The 17,698-nt window shown below is 67.0% G+C and carries 17 protein-coding genes and 1 pseudogene; 5 read left to right on the top strand and 13 right to left on the bottom strand.

Annotated elements, in window-relative coordinates:
• Positions 1–47 precede the first annotated feature (47 nt).
• The 3 genes from B7L05_RS06990 to B7L05_RS06980 are packed head-to-tail and all read right to left on the bottom strand — an operon-like array spanning position 48 to position 3,141.
• Positions 48–1,901, bottom strand: a complete 1,854-nt coding sequence (locus B7L05_RS06990; RefSeq protein ID WP_085809569.1) for a M2 family metallopeptidase — start codon at positions 1,899–1,901, stop codon at positions 48–50.
• 54 nt (positions 1,902–1,955) lie between these two features.
• Positions 1,956–2,717 carry an alpha/beta fold hydrolase gene (locus B7L05_RS06985; RefSeq protein ID WP_085809568.1) on the bottom strand — a complete coding sequence of 254 codons (762 nt, stop codon included), beginning with the start codon at positions 2,715–2,717 and terminating at the stop codon, positions 1,956–1,958.
• On the bottom strand, positions 2,698–3,141 hold the full coding sequence (locus B7L05_RS06980; RefSeq protein ID WP_256926646.1) for a GFA family protein: 444 nt from the start codon (positions 3,139–3,141) through the stop codon (positions 2,698–2,700). The genes B7L05_RS06985 and B7L05_RS06980 overlap by 20 nt, the downstream gene beginning before the upstream one ends.
• 106 nt (positions 3,142–3,247) lie before the next feature.
• Between B7L05_RS06980 and B7L05_RS06975 the strand changes: the two genes are divergently transcribed.
• Genes B7L05_RS06975 through B7L05_RS06965 form a run of 3 tightly spaced genes read left to right on the top strand, consistent with a single transcriptional unit; the run spans position 3,248 to position 6,348 of the window.
• Complete coding sequence (locus B7L05_RS06975; protein WP_085809566.1) at positions 3,248–3,694, top strand: MarR family winged helix-turn-helix transcriptional regulator; 447 nt, start codon at positions 3,248–3,250, stop codon at positions 3,692–3,694.
• Positions 3,687–4,766, top strand: a complete 1,080-nt coding sequence (locus B7L05_RS06970; RefSeq protein WP_085809565.1) for an HlyD family secretion protein — start codon at positions 3,687–3,689, stop codon at positions 4,764–4,766. Before B7L05_RS06975 ends, B7L05_RS06970 begins: the two co-directional genes overlap by 8 nt.
• A 1-nt stretch (position 4,767) precedes the next feature.
• The gene (locus B7L05_RS06965) at positions 4,768–6,348 is read left to right on the top strand and encodes a DHA2 family efflux MFS transporter permease subunit (protein WP_085809564.1); all 1,581 of its coding nucleotides are present in this window, start codon (positions 4,768–4,770) and stop codon (positions 6,346–6,348) included.
• A 56-nt stretch (positions 6,349–6,404) separates the two neighbouring features.
• On the opposite strand, the gene B7L05_RS06960 is transcribed toward B7L05_RS06965, so the two are convergent.
• Positions 6,405–7,433, bottom strand: a complete 1,029-nt coding sequence (locus tag B7L05_RS06960) for an aspartate-semialdehyde dehydrogenase (RefSeq protein ID WP_085809563.1) — start codon at positions 7,431–7,433, stop codon at positions 6,405–6,407.
• Between the two features lie 66 nt (positions 7,434–7,499).
• Positions 7,500–9,746 carry a DPP IV N-terminal domain-containing protein gene (locus tag B7L05_RS06955; protein ID WP_085809562.1) on the bottom strand — a complete coding sequence of 749 codons (2,247 nt, stop codon included), beginning with the start codon at positions 9,744–9,746 and terminating at the stop codon, positions 7,500–7,502.
• Positions 9,747–9,854: 108 nt separating this feature from the next.
• Between B7L05_RS06955 and B7L05_RS06950 the strand changes: the two genes are divergently transcribed.
• Positions 9,855–10,886, top strand: a complete 1,032-nt coding sequence (locus B7L05_RS06950; protein WP_085809561.1) for a TrkA family potassium uptake protein — start codon at positions 9,855–9,857, stop codon at positions 10,884–10,886.
• A 69-nt stretch (positions 10,887–10,955) separates the two neighbouring features.
• Here the strand turns inward: B7L05_RS06950 and rplS are convergent, their stop codons facing one another.
• The 4 genes from rplS to B7L05_RS06930 are packed head-to-tail and all read right to left on the bottom strand — an operon-like array spanning position 10,956 to position 13,949.
• A complete protein-coding gene (gene rplS / locus B7L05_RS06945) occupies positions 10,956–11,345 on the bottom strand; it encodes a 50S ribosomal protein L19 (RefSeq protein ID WP_085809560.1) in 390 nt (129 codons plus the stop codon).
• 6 nt (positions 11,346–11,351) lie between these two features.
• A complete protein-coding gene (trmD, locus tag B7L05_RS06940) occupies positions 11,352–12,077 on the bottom strand; it encodes a tRNA (guanosine(37)-N1)-methyltransferase TrmD (protein WP_085809559.1) in 726 nt (241 codons plus the stop codon).
• A complete protein-coding gene (locus B7L05_RS06935) occupies positions 12,074–13,600 on the bottom strand; it encodes a serine hydrolase (RefSeq protein ID WP_085809820.1) in 1,527 nt (508 codons plus the stop codon). Before B7L05_RS06935 ends, trmD begins: the two co-directional genes overlap by 4 nt.
• Positions 13,601–13,646: 46 nt before the next feature.
• Complete coding sequence (locus B7L05_RS06930) at positions 13,647–13,949, bottom strand: hypothetical protein (RefSeq protein WP_144037170.1); 303 nt, start codon at positions 13,947–13,949, stop codon at positions 13,647–13,649.
• A 65-nt stretch (positions 13,950–14,014) separates the two neighbouring features.
• Here B7L05_RS06930 and B7L05_RS06925 point away from each other — a divergent pair, with 65 nt between their 5' ends.
• Positions 14,015–14,920: an NAD(P)/FAD-dependent oxidoreductase gene (locus B7L05_RS06925; protein ID WP_085809557.1), complete on the top strand. Its 906-nt coding sequence runs from the start codon at positions 14,015–14,017 to the stop codon at positions 14,918–14,920.
• 6 nt (positions 14,921–14,926) lie between these two features.
• Here the strand turns inward: B7L05_RS06925 and rimM are convergent.
• From rimM to ffh, 4 genes and pseudogenes are all read right to left on the bottom strand, one after another.
• Positions 14,927–15,376: pseudogene (gene rimM / locus B7L05_RS06920) on the bottom strand (ribosome maturation factor RimM); the annotation flags it as partial.
• Between the two features lie 7 nt (positions 15,377–15,383).
• Positions 15,384–15,521, bottom strand: coding sequence for a hypothetical protein (locus B7L05_RS17680; protein WP_256926645.1), 138 nt, complete (start codon positions 15,519–15,521; stop codon positions 15,384–15,386).
• Between the two features lie 49 nt (positions 15,522–15,570).
• A complete protein-coding gene (rpsP, locus tag B7L05_RS06915) occupies positions 15,571–15,987 on the bottom strand; it encodes a 30S ribosomal protein S16 (RefSeq protein ID WP_085809555.1) in 417 nt (138 codons plus the stop codon).
• A 33-nt stretch (positions 15,988–16,020) separates the two neighbouring features.
• On the bottom strand, positions 16,021–17,538 hold the full coding sequence (ffh, locus tag B7L05_RS06910; protein ID WP_085809819.1) for a signal recognition particle protein: 1,518 nt from the start codon (positions 17,536–17,538) through the stop codon (positions 16,021–16,023).
• Positions 17,539–17,698 lie beyond the last annotated feature (160 nt).

Here is a 17,698-nt window from a genome sequence, read left to right as displayed (position 1 = left end):
GGCGCCCACCTTGTCTCGGCGCCCCTATACGCTTTTTGGTCCAGCAATCACCAGCCGCTCGGCTTGCCCTTGTTCTGCTGATCAAGCCACGTCTTGAGCGGCGCGAAATAGGCGACCATCGACTTGCCCGACATCTCGCGCGAGCCGGTAAATGCCTGCAATGCGTCGGGCCACGGCTTTGACTGGCCCATCTTCAGCATCGCGTCGAGCTTCGCACCCACCGCTTTGTTGCCGTAGAACGAGCAGCGGTGAAGCGGCCCCTTCCAGCCCGCCTGCCGGCACGCCGCCTCGTAGAACTGGAATTGCAGAAGCCGCGCGAGGAAGTAGCGCGTGTACGGTGTCGATGCCGGCACGTGATATTTGGCGCCGGGATCGAACTTGGTCTCGTCGCGCGCCACGGGCGGCACGATACCCTGGTACTGCAGCCGCAGCTTGTCCCAGCCCGCCTGCATCTGCCCCTCGGCGATCGCGCCCGAGAACACCTGCCAGCGCCACTTGTCGACCAGCAGGCCGAACGGCAGGAACGCCACCTTGTCCATCGCCTGACGCAGCAGCAGCCCGATATCCTTGTCCGCCGCGGGCACCTTGGCGGGATCGAGCAGGTTGATCTTCACCAGATAGTCCGGCGTGATCGACAGCGCGACGAAATCGCCGATTGCTTCATGGAAGCCATCGTTCGCGCCGTTCTTGTAGAGGAACGGCTGCTGATTGTAGGCACGCTGATAGTAATTGTGGCCGAGTTCGTGGTGGGTCGTCACGAAGTCGTCGGCATTCACCTTGGTACACATCTTGATGCGGATGTCGTCGACATTGTCGACGTCCCACGCGCTGGCGTGACAGATCACTTCGCGGTCGGCGGGTTTCACGATCTGCGATCGCTGCCAGAAGGTCTCGGGCAGCGGCTTGAAGCCGAGCGACGAATAGAACCCCTCGCCCGTCTTCACCATTTTGATCGGATCGTACTGCTTCGCCTTCAGCAGATCGCCGATGTCGTAGCCGAGATCGCCGGCGCCGGCCGGAGCGACGACATCGTAGATGTTGCCCCATTCCTGCGCCCACATGTTGCCCAGCAGATCGGCGCGGATCGGCCCCGTCTTGGGTTGCACCGCATCGCCGTACTTCTCGTTGAGCTTGGCGCGCACATAGGTGTGCAGCGCCTTGTAGAGCGGCTCCACCTCGCCCCACAGCTTGTCGGTCAGTGCGGCGAAATCGTCGGGCTTCATGTCGTAACCCGCGCGCCACAGCGCGCCGGTGTCCTGGTAGCCCAGCCCAACCGCGCCTTCGTTGGCGAGCTTGGTCATGCGGGCATAATCGCCGCGCATCGGCGCGCCGACATTGTCATGCCAGCTGACCCACATCTCCTTCAGCTTGGCCGGATCGCGGCTGTCACCCATCGCCGCTTCGATGTCGGAGCCGTTGATCGGCTTGCCGTCGAGCGTCCCGCGCCCCTTGCCATAGGCGGAGGACATCCGCGTCGTCAGCGTCGACAGCTCCTCCGCCGCTCCCGGCCGGTTCGGCGCGGGCAGCGTGATGCCGCTCGCGAGGATCATCAGCTTTCGTTCGGTATCCGCCGACAGCCCGGGCACCGAGCGATACTTCGCCGCCTCGGTCGCCAGCGCGACCTGCCGCTCGGTGAAGCGGCCGCCGGCCTTGGCGGCAAGCGCGTCGGTATCGTCGGTGATATAGGTCGCGTTGACCCAGCTGATCTGCGCGAGCTCGACGCTGGTGTCGGCGAGTTCCTTTTCCGCCGCAGCGACGAAGGCGTCGGCCTGCGCCGCCGTGACGGGCGCGGACGTCCGCGATGCGGTCGCCGGCTGCGCCTGCTCCTGCCCTTGGGCCATCGCCGAATGCGCGGCGAGCGCCGCCGCGAGTGCGGCGACCGATACGATGTGACGCTTCATGAAGAACCTCGGTGTGTCGTTATGCCGACACACTGGAACCGCCGTGATCAGCGGTCAACCCGCGAGGAACGTCGCGATCGCCTGCCCCAGTTCGGGCTTCACCACCGCGCTCATATGGTTACCCGGCACCTCGACCAGCGTGGCGTCGGGCAGATGCGCCGCCAGCGCCGCGGCGGAACCATTGTCGTCGTCATCGACACCGTTGACCACGATCGCCGGCCGATCGAACCCGGCGACGACGTCGGGCAGCGTCGATACGAACGTGTCGATCACGCCGAGCAGCGCCACCGGATCGCCGCCAGTCGTCTTGAGGAAAGCTTCCGCCAGCCAGGCAGGGCTGCCGCGCTCGTGCTTGCCGAGGTTGGTAAGGATATGGCGGAAATGCCCCGCGCGGCGTTCCGCCATCGTCAATCCCTCGAGCCCCATACCCGAGAAGACGATGCGGCGCGGCGTTGCCCCCGTCGCCAGCATCCGCGCCGTCGTGCGCGCGCCGAGCGAGTAGCCGCCAAGATCATAATCCTGGAGCCCGAGATGCGCGACGAGCGCATGGCCGTCGCGCGCCAGCGCATCGGGCGGATAGCTCGCCGGATCGTGCGGCTTGGCGCTCGCGCCGTGCCCGCGCAGGTCGGGCATGATGACGCGGCAGCCCTTCGCCGCCACGGCCGCCGCATGGCCGTAGCGGATCCAGTTCGTGTCCGCGTCGGAGAAATAGCCGTGGATGAGGATCACGGGGCGCCCCGCCCCCATCTCCTGCCAGGCTAGCTCGACACCGTCGAAGCTTGCGAACACATGCTTTTCAATCGGGTATTCTGCCACAGGCCTCGATCCAGCGCTCGTTGACGGCCACATTCTCGTCGCTACGCGTCCGTGGCAAGTCTCGTGTGTCGATCCATGCCTCGTGCATGCTTTCGGCGGCATAATGGTGCGTCGGGCGGAGGCGCGAGGGATCGTCGAAGCTGCCGACGGTGATGTCGACGTTCTCGGCGTCGGCCAGGAACGCGAAGCCCAGCGGCGTGCCGCATCGCGCGCAGAACGGGCGGCGGGCGATCGGTGACGATTGGTACCAGTCGGGTTCGCTTTCCCAACGCAGTGCCGCGGCGGGGACGCTCTTGAACGCGATCGAAACGCCGCCGGTCGCACGCTGACACATCCGGCAATGGCACAGATACGCGTCGTCGTCGGTGACGTCGGCTGTGTAGCGCACGCGGCCGCACTGGCACCCCCCTGTCATCGCCACCATCGCCGCTCTCCGCTTGCCCTGCTGTTGTCGCGCGCCACGCTGCGACGGTCACGCCACAACGTCAAACCTCTTTCCCTCGATAAGCCTGCTTATTATATGTCGGCGCATGACAGATACCTTCGGTTTCCTGCTTAGTGATACAGCGCGTCTGCTACGCCGCCGCTTCGACGAGCGCGCGCGCCAGCATGGCGCAACACGTGCGCAGTGGAAGGCGCTGCTCGGCATCAGCCGGCATGAGGGGATCAATCAGGGCGGGCTCGCCGATCTGCTCGAGGTGGAGCCGATCACGCTTTGCCGCCTGATCGACCGGATGGAGGACGCTGGGCTCGTCGAGCGCCGCCGCGACCCGCGCGATCGTCGCGCCTGGCAGCTGTTCCTCACCGAGAAGGCGCATCCCGTGATCGAGGAACTGCACGCCACGGCGAGCGACCTGATGAAGCAGACGCTGCGTGGCATCCCGATTGCCAAGGTCGACGAGATGACGGCGATGCTCAACCAAATTCGCGAAAACCTGATCGATCCGGTCGACGCGATGGAGGCTGCCAATGGCTGATGCCGATCCCACCCGCGAGTTCGTCGCAGACAAGCCGATGACGCTCGATCCCGTCGCCGCTGCGGCATCGCCGCCGCGCCGGCGCTGGCTGCGGCTCGCGCTGATGTTCGTGGTACCGATCCTGATCGCGGCGCTCGGCGGCTACTTCTACCTTACCTCCGGTCGCTACATCTCGACCGACAACGCCTATGTGCAGCAGGACATGGTCTCAGTCAGCCCCGACGTGTCGGGACGGATCGTCGCGGTGAACGTGCGCGAGAACCAGCGGGTGAAGGCTGGCGACGTCCTGTTCCGCATCGATCCCGAGCCCTATCGCATCGCGCTCGCGCAGGCCGACGCCGATCTCGCCACCGCGCGGGTCCAGGTCGCGACGATGGCGACCGACACGGGCAGCGCCGCCGCCGACATCCAGAGCGCGCGCGCCGAACTGACGCTCGCGCAGGCGACCTATGCGCGGCAGGACGCGCTAATGAAGCGCGGCTTCACGACGCGCGCCAGCTTCGACGCCGCGGTGCAGGATGTCGCGGCGGCACGGGCGAAGATCGCAACCGCCGAGGCATCCGCCGCCCGCGCGCGGCAGCAGCTCGGCTCGGGCGGTGGCTCGGGCCAGCCCGCCGCGATCCAGGTCGCGCTGGCGAAGCGTGAGAAGGCGGCGTTCGATCTCGCGCGCACCACCGTCCGCGCGCCCAAGGACGGCGTCGTCAGCCAGACCAGCCGGCTGCAGATCGGCAACATCACGCCCTCGGGCGTTCCGGCGCTCAGCCTCGTCGTCAGCGACGCGGCGTGGGTAGAGGCGAACTTCAAGGAGACCGATCTCGATCACATGCGCGTCGGCCAGCCTGCCGAGCTCACCCTCGACGCCTATCCCGGCATGACGGTGCGCGGGCGCGTCCAGTCGATCGGAGCGGGCACGGGAAGCGAATTCTCGGTCCTGCCGGCACAGAATGCCAACGGCAATTGGGTCAAGGTGACGCAGCGCGTGCCGGTCCGGATCGCGATCGAGGGCAAGCCCGCGCGGCCGCTGATCGCCGGCCTGTCGACCGACGTTAAGATCGACACCGGAGCCCGCTGACATGGCGAGCGCCGCCGCGTCCTCCACCACGCCGCGCGCGGCGACGCCAGCCGCCCCCGCGCTGGGGCAGCCACTGCTCGCGACGAAAAACCGCGGGCTGCTGACGATCGGCATCATGGGTGCGATGATCATGCAGATCCTCGACACCACGATCGCCAACGTCGCGCTGCCGCACATGCAGACCAGCCTTAGCGCGACGGTCGACACCGTCACCTGGGTGCTGACGAGCTACATCGTCGCGACGGCGATCGCGCTGCCCGCGACGGGCTGGCTGTCCGACCGGTTCGGCAGCCGCAATCTGTTCCTCGTCGCGGTGGGTGGCTTCATCATCGCTTCGATGCTCTGCGGCATCGCTACCAGCCTCGAAGAAATGGTGGTCTTCCGCGTCTTCCAAGGCGTGTTTGCCGCATTCATCAACCCGCTCTCGCAAACCTCGATGCTGGATATCAACCCGCCCGAGCGCGCAGCGAAGGCGATGGGCGTGTGGGGCATGGGCGTCATGGTCGGACCCATCATGGGCCCGGTGCTCGGGGGCTGGCTGACCGAGAGCTACAATTGGCGCTGGGTGTTCTACGTCAACGTGCCGGTCGGCATCCTCACCTTCGCGATCCTGTGGTTCCTGCTGCCGAGCCGGCCCAAGGCGCGCCGATCGTTCGATTTCGCCGGCTTCGTCTATCTCGGCGTCGCGGTCGCGGCGTTCCAGCTGATGCTCGACCGCGGCCAGAGCGAGGACTGGTTCGACAGTTGGGAGGTGATCGTCGAGGCGCTGCTCGCGCTTGCTTTCACCTGGATGGCGATCGTTCATTTCGCCACTGCGCCACGGCCGCTGTTCGATCGCGCGCTGTTTCACAACCGCAATCTCGTCACCGGGCTGTTCTTCATGCTCGTCGTCGGCATCTCGACGATGGCGCCGATGGCGCTGCTACCGCCGATGCTGCAGAACCTGTTCGGCTATCCGGTGGTCGACACCGGGATGATGATGGCGCCACGCGGCGTCGGTGTGCTGTTCACCATGTGGCTTGCCGGGCAGCTGATGGGCAAGGTCGACACGCGGCTCGTCATCATGACCGGCCTCGTCATTTTTGCGATCTCGCTGCGGCAGATGGCGAGCTACTCGCTCGAGATGGATTACTGGCCGGTCGTCACGGCGGGCTTCGTCCAAGGCCTTGGCATGGGGCTCGTCTTCATGCCGCTCAACGCGCTCGCCTTCGCGACGCTCGACGGCAAGTACCGCACCGACGGCGCGAGCCTGCTCAACCTGTTCCGTTCGATCGGCCAATCCGCCGGTATCTCGATGGTTACCGTGCTGCTCGCGCGCAATATCCAGACGAGCCACGCCGATCTGTCGCAGCACGTGACGCGCAACGTCGTCGCAGGCCTCGACCTCGGTCAGCTCGACCGGTTCGGCTCACTCGCCGACGCGGCAGTCTCGTTCGCCGATGGTATGGTCAACAAGCAGGCGGCAATGATCGCCTATCTCGACGATTTCTACCTGATGAGCTGGATCTCGTTCGCTGCCGTCCCATTGGTGCTCCTGCTCCAGAAGCCCAAGGGCAAGGTCGAAGTCGTCCACAGCGAGTAGCGCGATGCCGCCGCCGAAGCGGCACCGTACCCCCGCCCTATCGCCCCCTGCGGGCCTCAGTCGCCCTTCTGCAGATGCCGCCGCCCCAGCAGCTCGGCGATCTGCACCGCGTTGAGTGCCGCGCCCTTGCGCAGATTGTCGCTGACGCACCACAGAGCGATGCCGTTGTCGACGGTGGAATCGTCGCGCACGCGGCTGACATAGGTGGCATATTCGCCGACGCACTCGATCGGCGTCACGTACCCGCCGTCCTCGCGCTTATCGACCAGCATGATACCCGGCGCCTCGCGCAGGATCTTCTGCGCGTCCTCCGCCGACAGCTCGTTCTCGAACTCGATGTTGATCGCTTCGGAATGGCCGACGAACACCGGCACGCGCACGCACGTCGCGGTCACCTTGATCTTCGGATCGAGGATCTTCTTCGTCTCGACCACCATCTTCCACTCTTCCTTGGTCGATCCGTCCTCGAGGAAGCTGTCGATGTGCGGGATCACGTTGAACGCGATCTGCTTGGTGAACTTCTTGGGCTCGGCCGGGTCGCCGACGAAGATGTTACGGCTCTGCTCGAACAGCTCGTCCATCCCCTGCTTGCCCGCGCCCGACACCGACTGATAGGTCGAGACGACGACGCGCGTGATCTTTGCCGCATCGTGCAGCGGCTTCAACGCGACGACCATCTGCGCGGTCGAGCAATTGGGATTGGCGATGATATTGCGCGCGCGGTAGCCGTCGATCGCTTCCGGATTCACCTCGGGTACGATCAGCGGCACGTCCGGATCCATCCGGTAGAGCGACGAATTGTCGATCACGGTGCAGCCCGCGGCGGCGAACCTGGGCGCATAGACCTTGGTCGCCTCGCTGCCGATCGCGAACAGCGCGATGTCCCAGCCGGCGGGATCGAAATGCTCGATGTTCTGCACTTTGAGCATCTTGCCGCTGTCGCCATATTCGACCTGCTCGCCGACCGAGCGCGACGAGGCGAGCAGCGCGATTTCGTCCGCCGGAAATTCGCGATCGGCGAGGATGTTGACCATCTCGCGCCCGACATTGCCCGTCGCCCCTGCGACCACCACCCGGTAACCCATCGAACCCGTCCTTCACTCAGATCGTGCGCGGCCTTACCGCCGCCGCGGCGGCGGTGCCAACAAGCTTTACTTCGTGCCCTTCGCCTTCACGTGGCGATCGAGGAAGTCGAGCATCGTCGTCCACGGATGGATGTCACGCGCCGCGCCGTGCGCCTTGCCGGGATAGAGCATCATCTCGAAGGGCCGGTTCGCCGCCTGCATCCGCGCCGCGAACGCAGTGCTGTTGTCGAGGAACACGTTGTCGTCCGCCATGCCGTGCATCAGCAGCAGCGGATCGCTGACCTTGGCCGCATCGGGCAGCGCGCTCGACGCGGCATAGGCCGCTGCGTCGCGCGTCGGATCGCCCATATAGCGTTCGGTATAATGCGTGTCGTACAGTGCCCAATCGGTCACCGGCGCACCCGAGATGCCCGCCGCGAAGACGCCGGGATGCGCCTCCAGCATCTTCAGCGTCATATAGCCGCCGTACGACCAGCCATAGGTCGCGAGCCGGCTCGCATCGACGAACGGCAGCGTCTTCAGATACGCCGCGCCCGCCAGCTGATCGTTGACCTCGACCGAACCCATCGCGTGCCAGATCGCGTCCTCGAACGCCTTGCCGCGGTTGGCCGAACCGCGATTATCGATCTGAAAGAAGATCCAGCCCTGCTGCACCAGATACTGGCGCAGCGGCATCGTGCCCGGCCAGTCGCGTGCCACGTCCTGACTATGCGGCCCGCCATAATGCTGGAAGAAAACGGGGTAGCGGCGCCCCTTCTCCATCACCGGCGTGATCATCTGCCACTGCAGCGTCGTGCCGTCCTTGGCCTTGATCGTTCCGAACTGCGTCGGCCGATGCGCCGCAACATAGGGGGCGTAGGGATGCGCACCGGTAAGCGAGTTCTCGTTGATCCACGACACTCGTTTGCCGCTCGCATCGGCCAGATAGGTCTGTTTGGGCTGATTTGGGTTCGAGCGCGAGAGGATGAAGCGCGTGCCCGTGGCATCGGCGGTCGCGCCGGCGAGCCACCAGCCGGACTCGGTCAGCCGCGTGATCGTTTCCGGCCTATCAAGGTCGAGCACGTAGAGGTGACGCTCAAGCACGCCGTCGCGATTGCCGGTGAAGAACAGCCGGCCCGCCTGCTCGTCGACCGCGACCAATTGCTCGACCGACCAGTCACCCTTCGTCAGCTGAGCCCAACTCCCTGCCTTCCAGCGGTAGAGATGCCCGAAGCCATCGCGTTCGGAGCGCCAGATGAAGCTGCCGTCGCGCAGCGCGCGATACGCGTCGGTGAGGTTCACCCAGCTCTTCTCGCCTGCCCGCTCGGTGAACATCACCGTCGCCTTGCCGGTCGCCGGATCGACGCGCAGCATGTCGAGCGTCCGCTGGTCGCGCGACTGGCGCTGGACGAGCAGCGCCGACCCGTCGGGCAGCCAATCGACGCGCGCCAGATAGATGTCGCGGTCCGGCCCCAAATCGACCTTCACCTGCCCGCTGCCGTCGGGCTTGGAAACGAACAGATCGACCAGCACGTTCGCCGCGCCGGCCGCCGGATAGCGCTGCTGATAGATGCTCGTCCCCGCCGCGCCGATCGACGCGCGGGTGAACACCTGCACCGGCGCCTCGTCAAAGCGTTCGACGGCGATCAGGCGATCGTCGGGCGACCACCAATAGCCCGTGCGCCGTCCCATCTCCTCCTGCGCGACGAACTCCGCTTCGCCGAAATGGACCGTGCCACCGCCGCCGGTGGTGATCGCGCGCGCTTCGCCGCCATCGGCGCCACGCACCCACAGATTCTGGTCGCGCACGAAGCTCACGTGCCCGCCGCGCGGGCTGATCACCGGGTTGAGCGCGCCCTTCGTCCCCTCGAGCTTGCGTACCGCACCGTCGAGCGTCGCGACGAACAATTCGCCGTCGATCGGGACCAGGATCGTCCGGCCATCGGGTGACCAGTCGTAGTCGAGGATGCCGACCTTGCCGGTCTTCGAACGGTCGCGCTCGCGCTGCATCTTCTCCGCTTCGGAGAGCTCCGCCCCGCTGCCGATCTTGCGTGAATCGACCAGCATCCGCGACGCGCCGGTGCGCGTGTCGGTCGCCCAAAGGTCGAAGCGGTTGCGCTCGTCGGCGCGCGGCCGCACCGACGTCAGCAGCGTGCCGTCGGGCGACAGGCGCAGCGCCTGCGGCTGATCGCCGTTCAGGTCCGGGCTCGCAAACACGCGTTCCAGCGTCAGCCCCGCCGCTGCCCCGGCCGAGCGGTTGGTCCCCGGCTCAGCCACCGCGCCGCTCGCCCAGATCGCCAGCCCCGCCCCGATCACCGCCACCCATATCCGCATTCACTCGTCCCGGCTGATGTGAAGGTTCGGGGGGTTAGCTGGAGACGCGCGCGGGCGCAAAGCGCGTCTTCGGGTGACACGCGCCCGGCGAGCCGGCAAGATACCCCGATGCTGCGCCGCCTTCGCGTTCGCCACGATCTGCACCTGCGCCGGCGCAGCCGCCTGCCCGATTGGGCGAGCCTCGCGCTGCGCGTCGTGCTGGCGCTGGCGCTCGTCAGTATCGCTCTTGGCGGGCACTGGCTCGATCGCGAGGGGCTGCGCGACAATATCGACGGCCACATCAGCTTCACCGACGTGCTCTATTTCACCATGATCACCGTCACCACGGTCGGCTACGGCGATATCGTGCCGGTCACCGACAGCGCGCGGATGTTCGACACGTTCGTGGTGACGCCGATCCGCCTGTTCGTGTGGCTCATCTTTCTGGGGACCGCTTATGATTTCCTGCTTCGGCGCACGTGGCAGCGGTGGCGCATGTCGGTGATCCAGCGCCACTTGACCGACCACGTCGTCATCGCCGGTTACGGCAGCAGCGGCACCGAGGCGCTGCGCGAGCTCATCCGCCGCGGCGTCGATCCCGCGACGATCGTCGTCGTGGATCGTAGCCGCGACGCGCTCGACCATGCCGAGGAGTGCGGCGCGGTGGTGCTGGACGGCGACGCGACGCGCGACGCGACGCTCGAGGCCGCGCGCATCGCCCAGGCCGGCACGCTGATGGTCGCGGCGGGGCGCGACGATACGACGATCCTGATCGTCCTCACTGCCCGGCGTCTGTCGGAAAAGGTACGGATCAGCGCGGTGATCCGGTCGGACGACAACGAGCCGCTCGCACGCCAGGCGGGCGCTGACGTCGTCATCAATCCCGCGAGCTTCGCCGGCCTGCTCCTCGCCGGCTCGACTGACGGCCCGCATGTCGCCGATTACCTGACCGATCTCGCCGCCGCCTACGGCCGCGTTGCCTTGCGCGAGCGCGATGCGACGCCCGAGGATGTCGGCCGCCCGCTCACCGGGCTTGCCACAGGCCTTGGTGTGCGCCTGTTCCGCGCCGGTCGCTGCATCGGCTACGATCAGCCCGAGGCAGCGCGGGTCGAACCCGGCGACCGTATCGTGGAGATCGTGCGCGGCGCCGCCATCACCTGAGCCGCAAAAGAGAAGGGCGCCGGCGGTTTCCCGCCAGCGCCCTCCGTTATCCGGCGATCTTCCGTCCGATTACTCGGCGGCGACGGCAGCCTTCGGACGGTTGTCGCGACGCTCGGCGATACGCGCCGACTTGCCGGTGCGACCACGCAGATAATAGAGCTTCGCGCGACGCACCGCGCCCTTGCGGACGACTTCGATCGAATCGATGTTCGGCGAGTAGAGCGGGAAGACGCGCTCGACACCTTCGCCGAACGAGATCTTGCGCACCGTGAACGAGGAACCCATGCCCTTGTTCGCGCGCGCGATGCACACGCCCTCGTAATTCTGGACGCGGGTGCGCTCACCCTCGACCACCTTCACGCCGACCTTCAGCGTGTCGCCGGGGCGGAATTCCGGATGCTTTTTGTTCGCGGTCAGCTTCGCGATCTGCTCGGCTTCGAGCGTCTGGATCAGGTTCATGTCAACTCAGTCCCGTTCGTCGCTGCGCGCCAGAGGGCGGTCGACCCGAGCGCCGACATGGCGCTCCCACAGGTCCGGCCGCCGTAGCCGTGTATCGTCCTCCGCCCGGCGCTGGCGCCAAGCGGCGATCTTCGCATGATCCCCCGATCGCAGCACTTCGGGGATCGTGCGCCCTTCCCACTGTTGCGGTCGGGTATAATGCGGATATTCGAGGAGGCCGCTCTCGTAGCTTTCCTCGATCCCGCTTGAAGCGGCGCCCATTACGCCGGGCAGCAGCCGAACGCAAGCGTCGAGCAGCACCAGCGCCGCGGTCTCGCCGCCCGACAGGATATAGTCGCCGATCGTCACTTCCTCGATCGCGCGCGCTTCGAAGATCCGCTCGTCGAAGCCCTCGAACCGGCCGCACAGGATGATCGCGCCGGGCCCCGCCGCCAGTTCGCGCACGCGCGCCTGGCGCAGCGGCCGCCCGCGCGGCGTCATCGCCAGCACCGGGCGCCCCGCCCCTTGCGCATCGAGTGCCGCCGCGACGATGTCGGCACGCAGCACCATGCCCGCTCCGCCGCCAGCCGGCGTATCGTCGACGGTGCGGTGCCGATCGGTGGCGAAATCACGGATGTTGACTGCGTCGAGCGACCAGCGCCCCTCGGCGAGTGCGCGCCCCGCGATGGCATGGCCGAGCGGACCCGGGAACATCTCGGGGTAGAGCGTCAGGACAGTGGCGGCGAAGGTCACTGCGGCGCGGCCTCGAACGCCAGCACTTGCAGGCTCAGCGCCGGCATCGGCGCGCGCTGCACCCGTCCCGCCACTGTGCCGCGCTCGCACGACCAACGGAACCGACCCTCCATCGCCGAGACAGGCGCAATCGGCGCGTCGGTGCGACAGGTCCCGACCTGCTGCTTGAGCTCGGCGATATCGCGCCGCCGCTGCGCGAGGTCGCGATCGAGCGCAACATTCTCCGCCAGCGGTGCCGCGTCGAGGCTACCCGTCCGCCACACTTGCTGCGCGACACCGTAGGCACGCGCCAGGTCAGGCGAGACGGGTACCGTCCGATCGACCGCCAGCCCGGCTTCGCGCAGGATCAGCAACACCTGCGAAACCGGCTGCGACGGCGCGGCATAGGTACGGTTGGCGAACGCGAACACGCCCACCCCGGCGTCGGGCAGCAGCATCACGATCGATCCATAGCCGGGATAGCCGCCGCTGTGCTGGACGATGCGTCCGCGATCGCAATCCTCCACTACGGACCAGCCCATCGCATAGGCGCTCGGCACGCGGCAGATGCTGCCGTCCGCCCGGCGGCGCTCCTGCACCGTGACGAAGTTCGATCCCTCGACGATCTCTCGCAGCGTTGCACGCTTCACCGGTCCCGCATCGGCGCCGTAGCGCGCCGGCCAGCCCGACAGGAGATAGGCGACCCAGCGCCAGTAATCGTTCGCGCTGGTCTGCACGCCGCCCATCGCGCCGAACGCCCCGTCCGCCATATCTGGCTCGCGCACCCAGCGCTCGTCCTGCCAGCGATAGCCGAGCGCCCGCCCGGCCTGCGCGACACGCAGCACGTCATAGCCCGTCGCCGTCATGCCGAGCGGCGTCATGATCTCGCTGCGGATATAGTCTTGGTAGCGCTGGCCGGAAACGTTGCTGACGATCCGACCGAGCGTCGCATAGCCGAAGTTGGAATATTCCATCCTTAGCCCCGGCGCCTGCGCAAAGGGCACGCCCGCCTTCAGCATCGCGGTGAAACCCGCCTCTGACAGCGGCTGCTGCCGATCGCCCCACGGGTTGTCCTCGACGAAGCCTGCGCTGTGATGCAGCAGGTCGGCAACCCGCACGCGCCGGCTGTCCGTCGTCGGATATCGCCAGCCGCGCATTTCGGGCACGTACGTCTCCGCCGACGCCTCCAGCGACACGCGTCCTTCGTCGCGCAGCTTCAGGATCGCGAGCGCGGTGAACGCCTTCGACATCGAAGCGATGCGGAACAGGCTGTCCGCCTTCACCGGCCGTTTGCTTGCGGTGTCCTGCACCCCCAGCCCGCGTACCAGCACGAGCTGGCCGTCCTTGACGATGCCGTAGACCAAGCCGGGCACGTGCGCTTCGCGCATCCACGCATCAAATACCGCCGTCGCCCGCGGCTCGATCGCCTGCACCGACACAGCACCCGACGCGGCGCCCGCCGCGGCAGGCGTTGTGGCCGCGGCTGGCGATTGCGCCGCGACCGGTGTCGCGATCATCAGGGCGGCAGTCAGTGCGCGGATCATCGGCATCCCTTCTACGCCAGCCGGGTTAGCCGCGCCCCACCCGGCGTCAACCGCGGAACGTGCGCACCGCGATCACCGCCGCGGGCACGCCGATCACCGCGCTCGCCATCACGCCGTAGAACCAGAACATGCAGATGGCGAAGATCGTCATGCCGAAGCTACCGCCGTGCGTCTGCGGCGTACGTTGCGCGAATTGCACCGCGATCAGCAGCGCAGCGACGATTGCGGTGACGATCGGGAAGGCAGCAGCCGACAGCAGCACCTGTCCGATCGTAGACGTCGCTATCCCCCGACCGACGATCAGATACGCGGCGCCGGCAGTCGTACCTGCAACGGCAGCTATGGTCATCAACAGCCAAATCACTTGTCGCTCCCTTCTCGGAACCGTTCGCCGCGGCGAACGTCCCGCTGCGCATGAAGGATTGCATCATCATCGGCGGCGGCCCGGCCGGGCTCACCGCCGCTATCTATCTGACGCGTTTTCACCTCGATGTCGCGTTGTTCGACAACGGATCGAGCCGCGCTGCGCTGATCCCGTGCACGCACAACCACGCCGGCTATCCCGGCGGGATCAGCGGACGCGATCTCCTCGCGCGCATGGGCGAGCAGGCGCAGACCTTCGGTCTCCATCGCCGACCGCTCACCGTGACGGCGATCGAGCAATCGGGAGACGCCTTCACCGTTCACGCCGGTGAGGAACGGTTCGAGACGCGAACGATCCTTCTCGCGACCGGCGTCGTCAACAACCGCCCGAAGATGGACGATGCGCTGCACGACGCCGCGCTCGCGGCCGGAAAGCTGCGCTACTGTCCGATCTGCGACGGATACGAGGTCACCGATCGTCGCGTCGGCGTGATCGGCACCGGCCAGCACGGGATGAAGGAGGCGCTGTTCCTGCGCGGCTACACGCGCGACGTGACGCTGATCGCGCCAGATGCCGCGCACATGCTCGATCCTGATTGCGCCGCCGCGCTCGATGCTGCGGGCGTGACGCGCGTCGACGGACCGTGCGGCGGCTATGCGATCGAGGGCGACCGGTTGGCCGTCGACACGGCTAGCGGGCGGATGGCGTTCGACAGCGTCTATCCGGCGCTCGGCTCGCACATCCGCTCAGAGCTAGCGCTAGCCGCCGGCGCACGCGGTACCGACGATGGCTGCATCGTCACCGACGAGCATCAGCGCACGACGCTGCCTGGCCTCTACGCCGCTGGGGATGTGGTGCGCGGGCTCGATCAGATCAGCCACGCGATGGGGCAAGCCGGGGTCGCGGCGACGACGATCCGCAACGATCTCGCGGAGCGCAGGCCGCTGCGCCGCTGATTTCGCTCAATCCGCCGCGAATGCCGCGGATACGACGATGCGCTCGGCATTCCACTCCGGAACCGCCTGCGGCGACATCGGCACCATGAAGCGCTTGCCGCCCGGCCGTTCGATCTCAATCACGTCGCCCGCACCGAAATTCTCGACCGCTACGACCTCGCCGAGTGGGTCGCCGGCATCGGAGACTGCCGGCAGGCCGAGCAGATCGGCATGATAGTATTCGCCGTCCGCCAGCGGCGGCAACGACGCGCGCGGCACTGTCAATTCGGTCCCGCGCAGCGCCTCGGCAGCGGTGCGATCGCCGATCTCCGCGAAGCGCGCGATATTACCACGCACCGCGCGCAGCGTCAGCGCGCCGTCGTTGAACGTGCTGAACGCGGAGAGATCGTCGGCGAAGAGCTTCAGCTTCACTTCGCCGGCGATGCCATGCGCCCCGGCAACCGCCGCGACGACGACGCGCGTCCTATCCCTCGGGAGAGTTTTCGTCTCCGGTGGGGGTGTCGTCGGCGCCTTCGACCGGTTCGGTCGCGGAGACGCCTTCGTTGCTGGCGACTTTCTCGTCGTCGTCATTCGCGGTCCGGGGATCGGGATCGTTGGTCATGGCGAATTCCTTTCAAGGGAAAGCAACGCGCCATAACCCGATCGGATGCTTATTCGGCCGACGCGTCCGTCGTCTCGGCCTCGCTCGACGCACCGTCATTGCTCGCCTCGGCGGCGGCTTCCTGCTGCGCCTTGAGCTTCTCGGCGCGCTCTTCGGCGCGCTCCTTGGCCTTCTCGCCCGGCTCGGCCTTCTTCGGGTTGTTGCGCGCGGGACGCTCCTTCACGCCGGCGAGATCGAGGAAGCGCGCGACGCGATCGGTCGGCTGCGCGCCGACGCCCAGCCAGTGCTTGGCACGATCCGAATCGAGCACGATGCGCTGCGCATCGTCCTTCGCCAGCAGCGGGTTGTAGTTGCCGATCTTCTCGATGAACTTGCCGTCACGCGGGCTGCGCGCATCGGCAACGACGATGCGGTAATAGGGACGCTTCTTGGAGCCACCACGCGACAGACGAATGCTGAGTGCCATTGTATTCTCTTCCTTCCAAATAGATGAAAACGTTTACTTCTTGAACTTCGGAAAACCTGGCGGAAGCCCGCCGCCGGGAAGCCCCGGCAGCCCGCCGCCCGCCTTGCCCAGCATCTCGCCCAGCTCGGGGCCGCCGATGGCATTGCCGATCCCGCCCATGCCGCCGCCCGGCCCGCCCTTGCCCAGCATCGCGAGCATGCCCTTGAGGCCACCCATCTTGCGGATCTTCTTCATCGCGGTGGACATTTCCTGATGCATCTTAAGCAGCTTGTTGACGTCCTGCACCGTCGTGCCGCTGCCCTTTGCGATGCGGATCTTGCGCTTGGCGTTGATCAGCTCGGGCTTCGACCGCTCCTTCTGCGTCATCGACGTGATCATCGCGTCCATGCGCAGCAGGATGCGTTCGTCGACCGCGCCCGACGCCATCGCCGCCTGCGCCTTCTTCATGCCCGGCATCATGCCCGCGAGCGCGCCGAGCCCGCCCATGCGGCGCATCTGCGCCAGCTGGCTGCGCAGATCGTCGAGGTCGAACTGCCCCTTGGACAGCTTCGCCGCCATCCGCTCGGCGTCTTCCTGCTGGATCGACTCGGCGGCCCGCTCGACGAGGCTGACGACGTCGCCCATGCCCAGGATACGGCCCGCGACACGCTCCGCATGGAACGCCTCGAGCGCGTCCATCTTCTCGCCCGTGCCCGCGAACTTGATCGGCTTGCCCGTCACCGCACGCATCGACAGCGCCGCGCCGCCGCGCGCATCGCCATCCATCCGCGTCAGCACCACGCCCGTCAGCGGCACCTGCTCGGAGAAGTTCTGCGCGACGTTGACGGCATCCTGACCGGTCAGGCTGTCGACGACGAGCAGGATTTCCTGCGGCCGCGAAATCTCCGCCACCGCCTTCATCTCGTCCATCAGCGCCTGATCGACGTGGAGGCGGCCCGCGGTATCGAGCATCAGCACGTCGAAGCCCTGCAACTTCGCTGCCTGCAACGCGCGCCGCGCGATATCCACCGGCTGCTGCCCGGCGATGATCGGCAGCGTCTGCACCTCGACCTGCGTGCCTAGCGTCGCCAGCTGCTCCTGCGCGTTCGGGCGATTGACGTCGAGCGACGCCATCAGCACCTTTTTGCGATCGCGCGCACCGCTGCCGCCCAGCACGGTCTGCCCGGCCGACAGGCGCTTGGCGATCTTGGCCGTCGTCGTCGTCTTGCCCGACCCTTGGAGGCCGACCATCATGATGACGGCGGGGGGTGTCACGCCTAGGTTCAGTTCGGCCGCCTGCGGATCTTCGCCGCCAAGCATCGCGATCAGCGCGTCGTTGACGATCTTGACGACCTGCTGCCCCGGCGTGACCGAGCGCAGCACGTTCTGGCCGATCGCCTTCTCGGTCGCCTCGTCGACGAACTTGCGCGCGACGGGCAGCGCCACGTCCGCCTCGAGCAGCGCGATGCGCACCTCGCGCATCGCTTGGCGCACGTCCGCTTCCGTCAGCGCGCCACGACCGCGCAGACGGTCGAACACGCCGCCAAGACGATCGCTCAGGCTGTCGAACATCGTATCAAACTCCATCTTTCCGCGCCAAACGCAAAAGCGCCGGCGGGCGAAACCTCGCCGGCCAGCGTGCACCACGTGGGCGCTTTCCTTCAGCGTTCAACACGGAACGTGGCGCGGTCCCTACGCCAATCGCCCGTCCAGGGCAACCCACCGCGCTCTT

It is taken from the genome of Sphingomonas sp. TZW2008, from assembly GCF_002117915.1.
Lineage (GTDB): Bacteria > Pseudomonadota > Alphaproteobacteria > Sphingomonadales > Sphingomonadaceae > Sphingomonas.
This window is presented reverse-complemented; position numbering and strand designations above follow the sequence as displayed.

Coding starts and splice junctions, on each gene's coding strand:
- B7L05_RS06950 (WP_085809561.1), top strand. CDS start 9,855: ATGCTGCGCCGCCTTCGCGTTCGCCACGATCTGCACCTGCGCCGGCGC.
- B7L05_RS06955 (WP_085809562.1), bottom strand. CDS start 9,746: ATGCGGATATGGGTGGCGGTGATCGGGGCGGGGCTGGCGATCTGGGCG.
- B7L05_RS06935 (WP_085809820.1), bottom strand. CDS start 13,600: ATGATCCGCGCACTGACTGCCGCCCTGATGATCGCGACACCGGTCGCG.
- B7L05_RS06930 (WP_144037170.1), bottom strand. CDS start 13,949: ATGACCATAGCTGCCGTTGCAGGTACGACTGCCGGCGCCGCGTATCTG.
- rpsP (WP_085809555.1), bottom strand. CDS start 15,987: ATGGCACTCAGCATTCGTCTGTCGCGTGGTGGCTCCAAGAAGCGTCCC.
- ffh (WP_085809819.1), bottom strand. CDS start 17,538: ATGTTCGACAGCCTGAGCGATCGTCTTGGCGGCGTGTTCGACCGTCTG.
- B7L05_RS17680 (WP_256926645.1), bottom strand. CDS start 15,521: ATGACCAACGATCCCGATCCCCGGACCGCGAATGACGACGACGAGAAA.
- B7L05_RS06960 (WP_085809563.1), bottom strand. CDS start 7,433: ATGGGTTACCGGGTGGTGGTCGCAGGGGCGACGGGCAATGTCGGGCGC.
- B7L05_RS06970 (WP_085809565.1), top strand. CDS start 3,687: ATGGCTGATGCCGATCCCACCCGCGAGTTCGTCGCAGACAAGCCGATG.
- B7L05_RS06990 (WP_085809569.1), bottom strand. CDS start 1,901: ATGAAGCGTCACATCGTATCGGTCGCCGCACTCGCGGCGGCGCTCGCC.
- B7L05_RS06980 (WP_256926646.1), bottom strand. CDS start 3,141: ATGGTGGCGATGACAGGGGGGTGCCAGTGCGGCCGCGTGCGCTACACA.
- B7L05_RS06925 (WP_085809557.1), top strand. CDS start 14,015: ATGAAGGATTGCATCATCATCGGCGGCGGCCCGGCCGGGCTCACCGCC.
- B7L05_RS06975 (WP_085809566.1), top strand. CDS start 3,248: ATGACAGATACCTTCGGTTTCCTGCTTAGTGATACAGCGCGTCTGCTA.
- rplS (WP_085809560.1), bottom strand. CDS start 11,345: ATGAACCTGATCCAGACGCTCGAAGCCGAGCAGATCGCGAAGCTGACC.
- B7L05_RS06965 (WP_085809564.1), top strand. CDS start 4,768: ATGGCGAGCGCCGCCGCGTCCTCCACCACGCCGCGCGCGGCGACGCCA.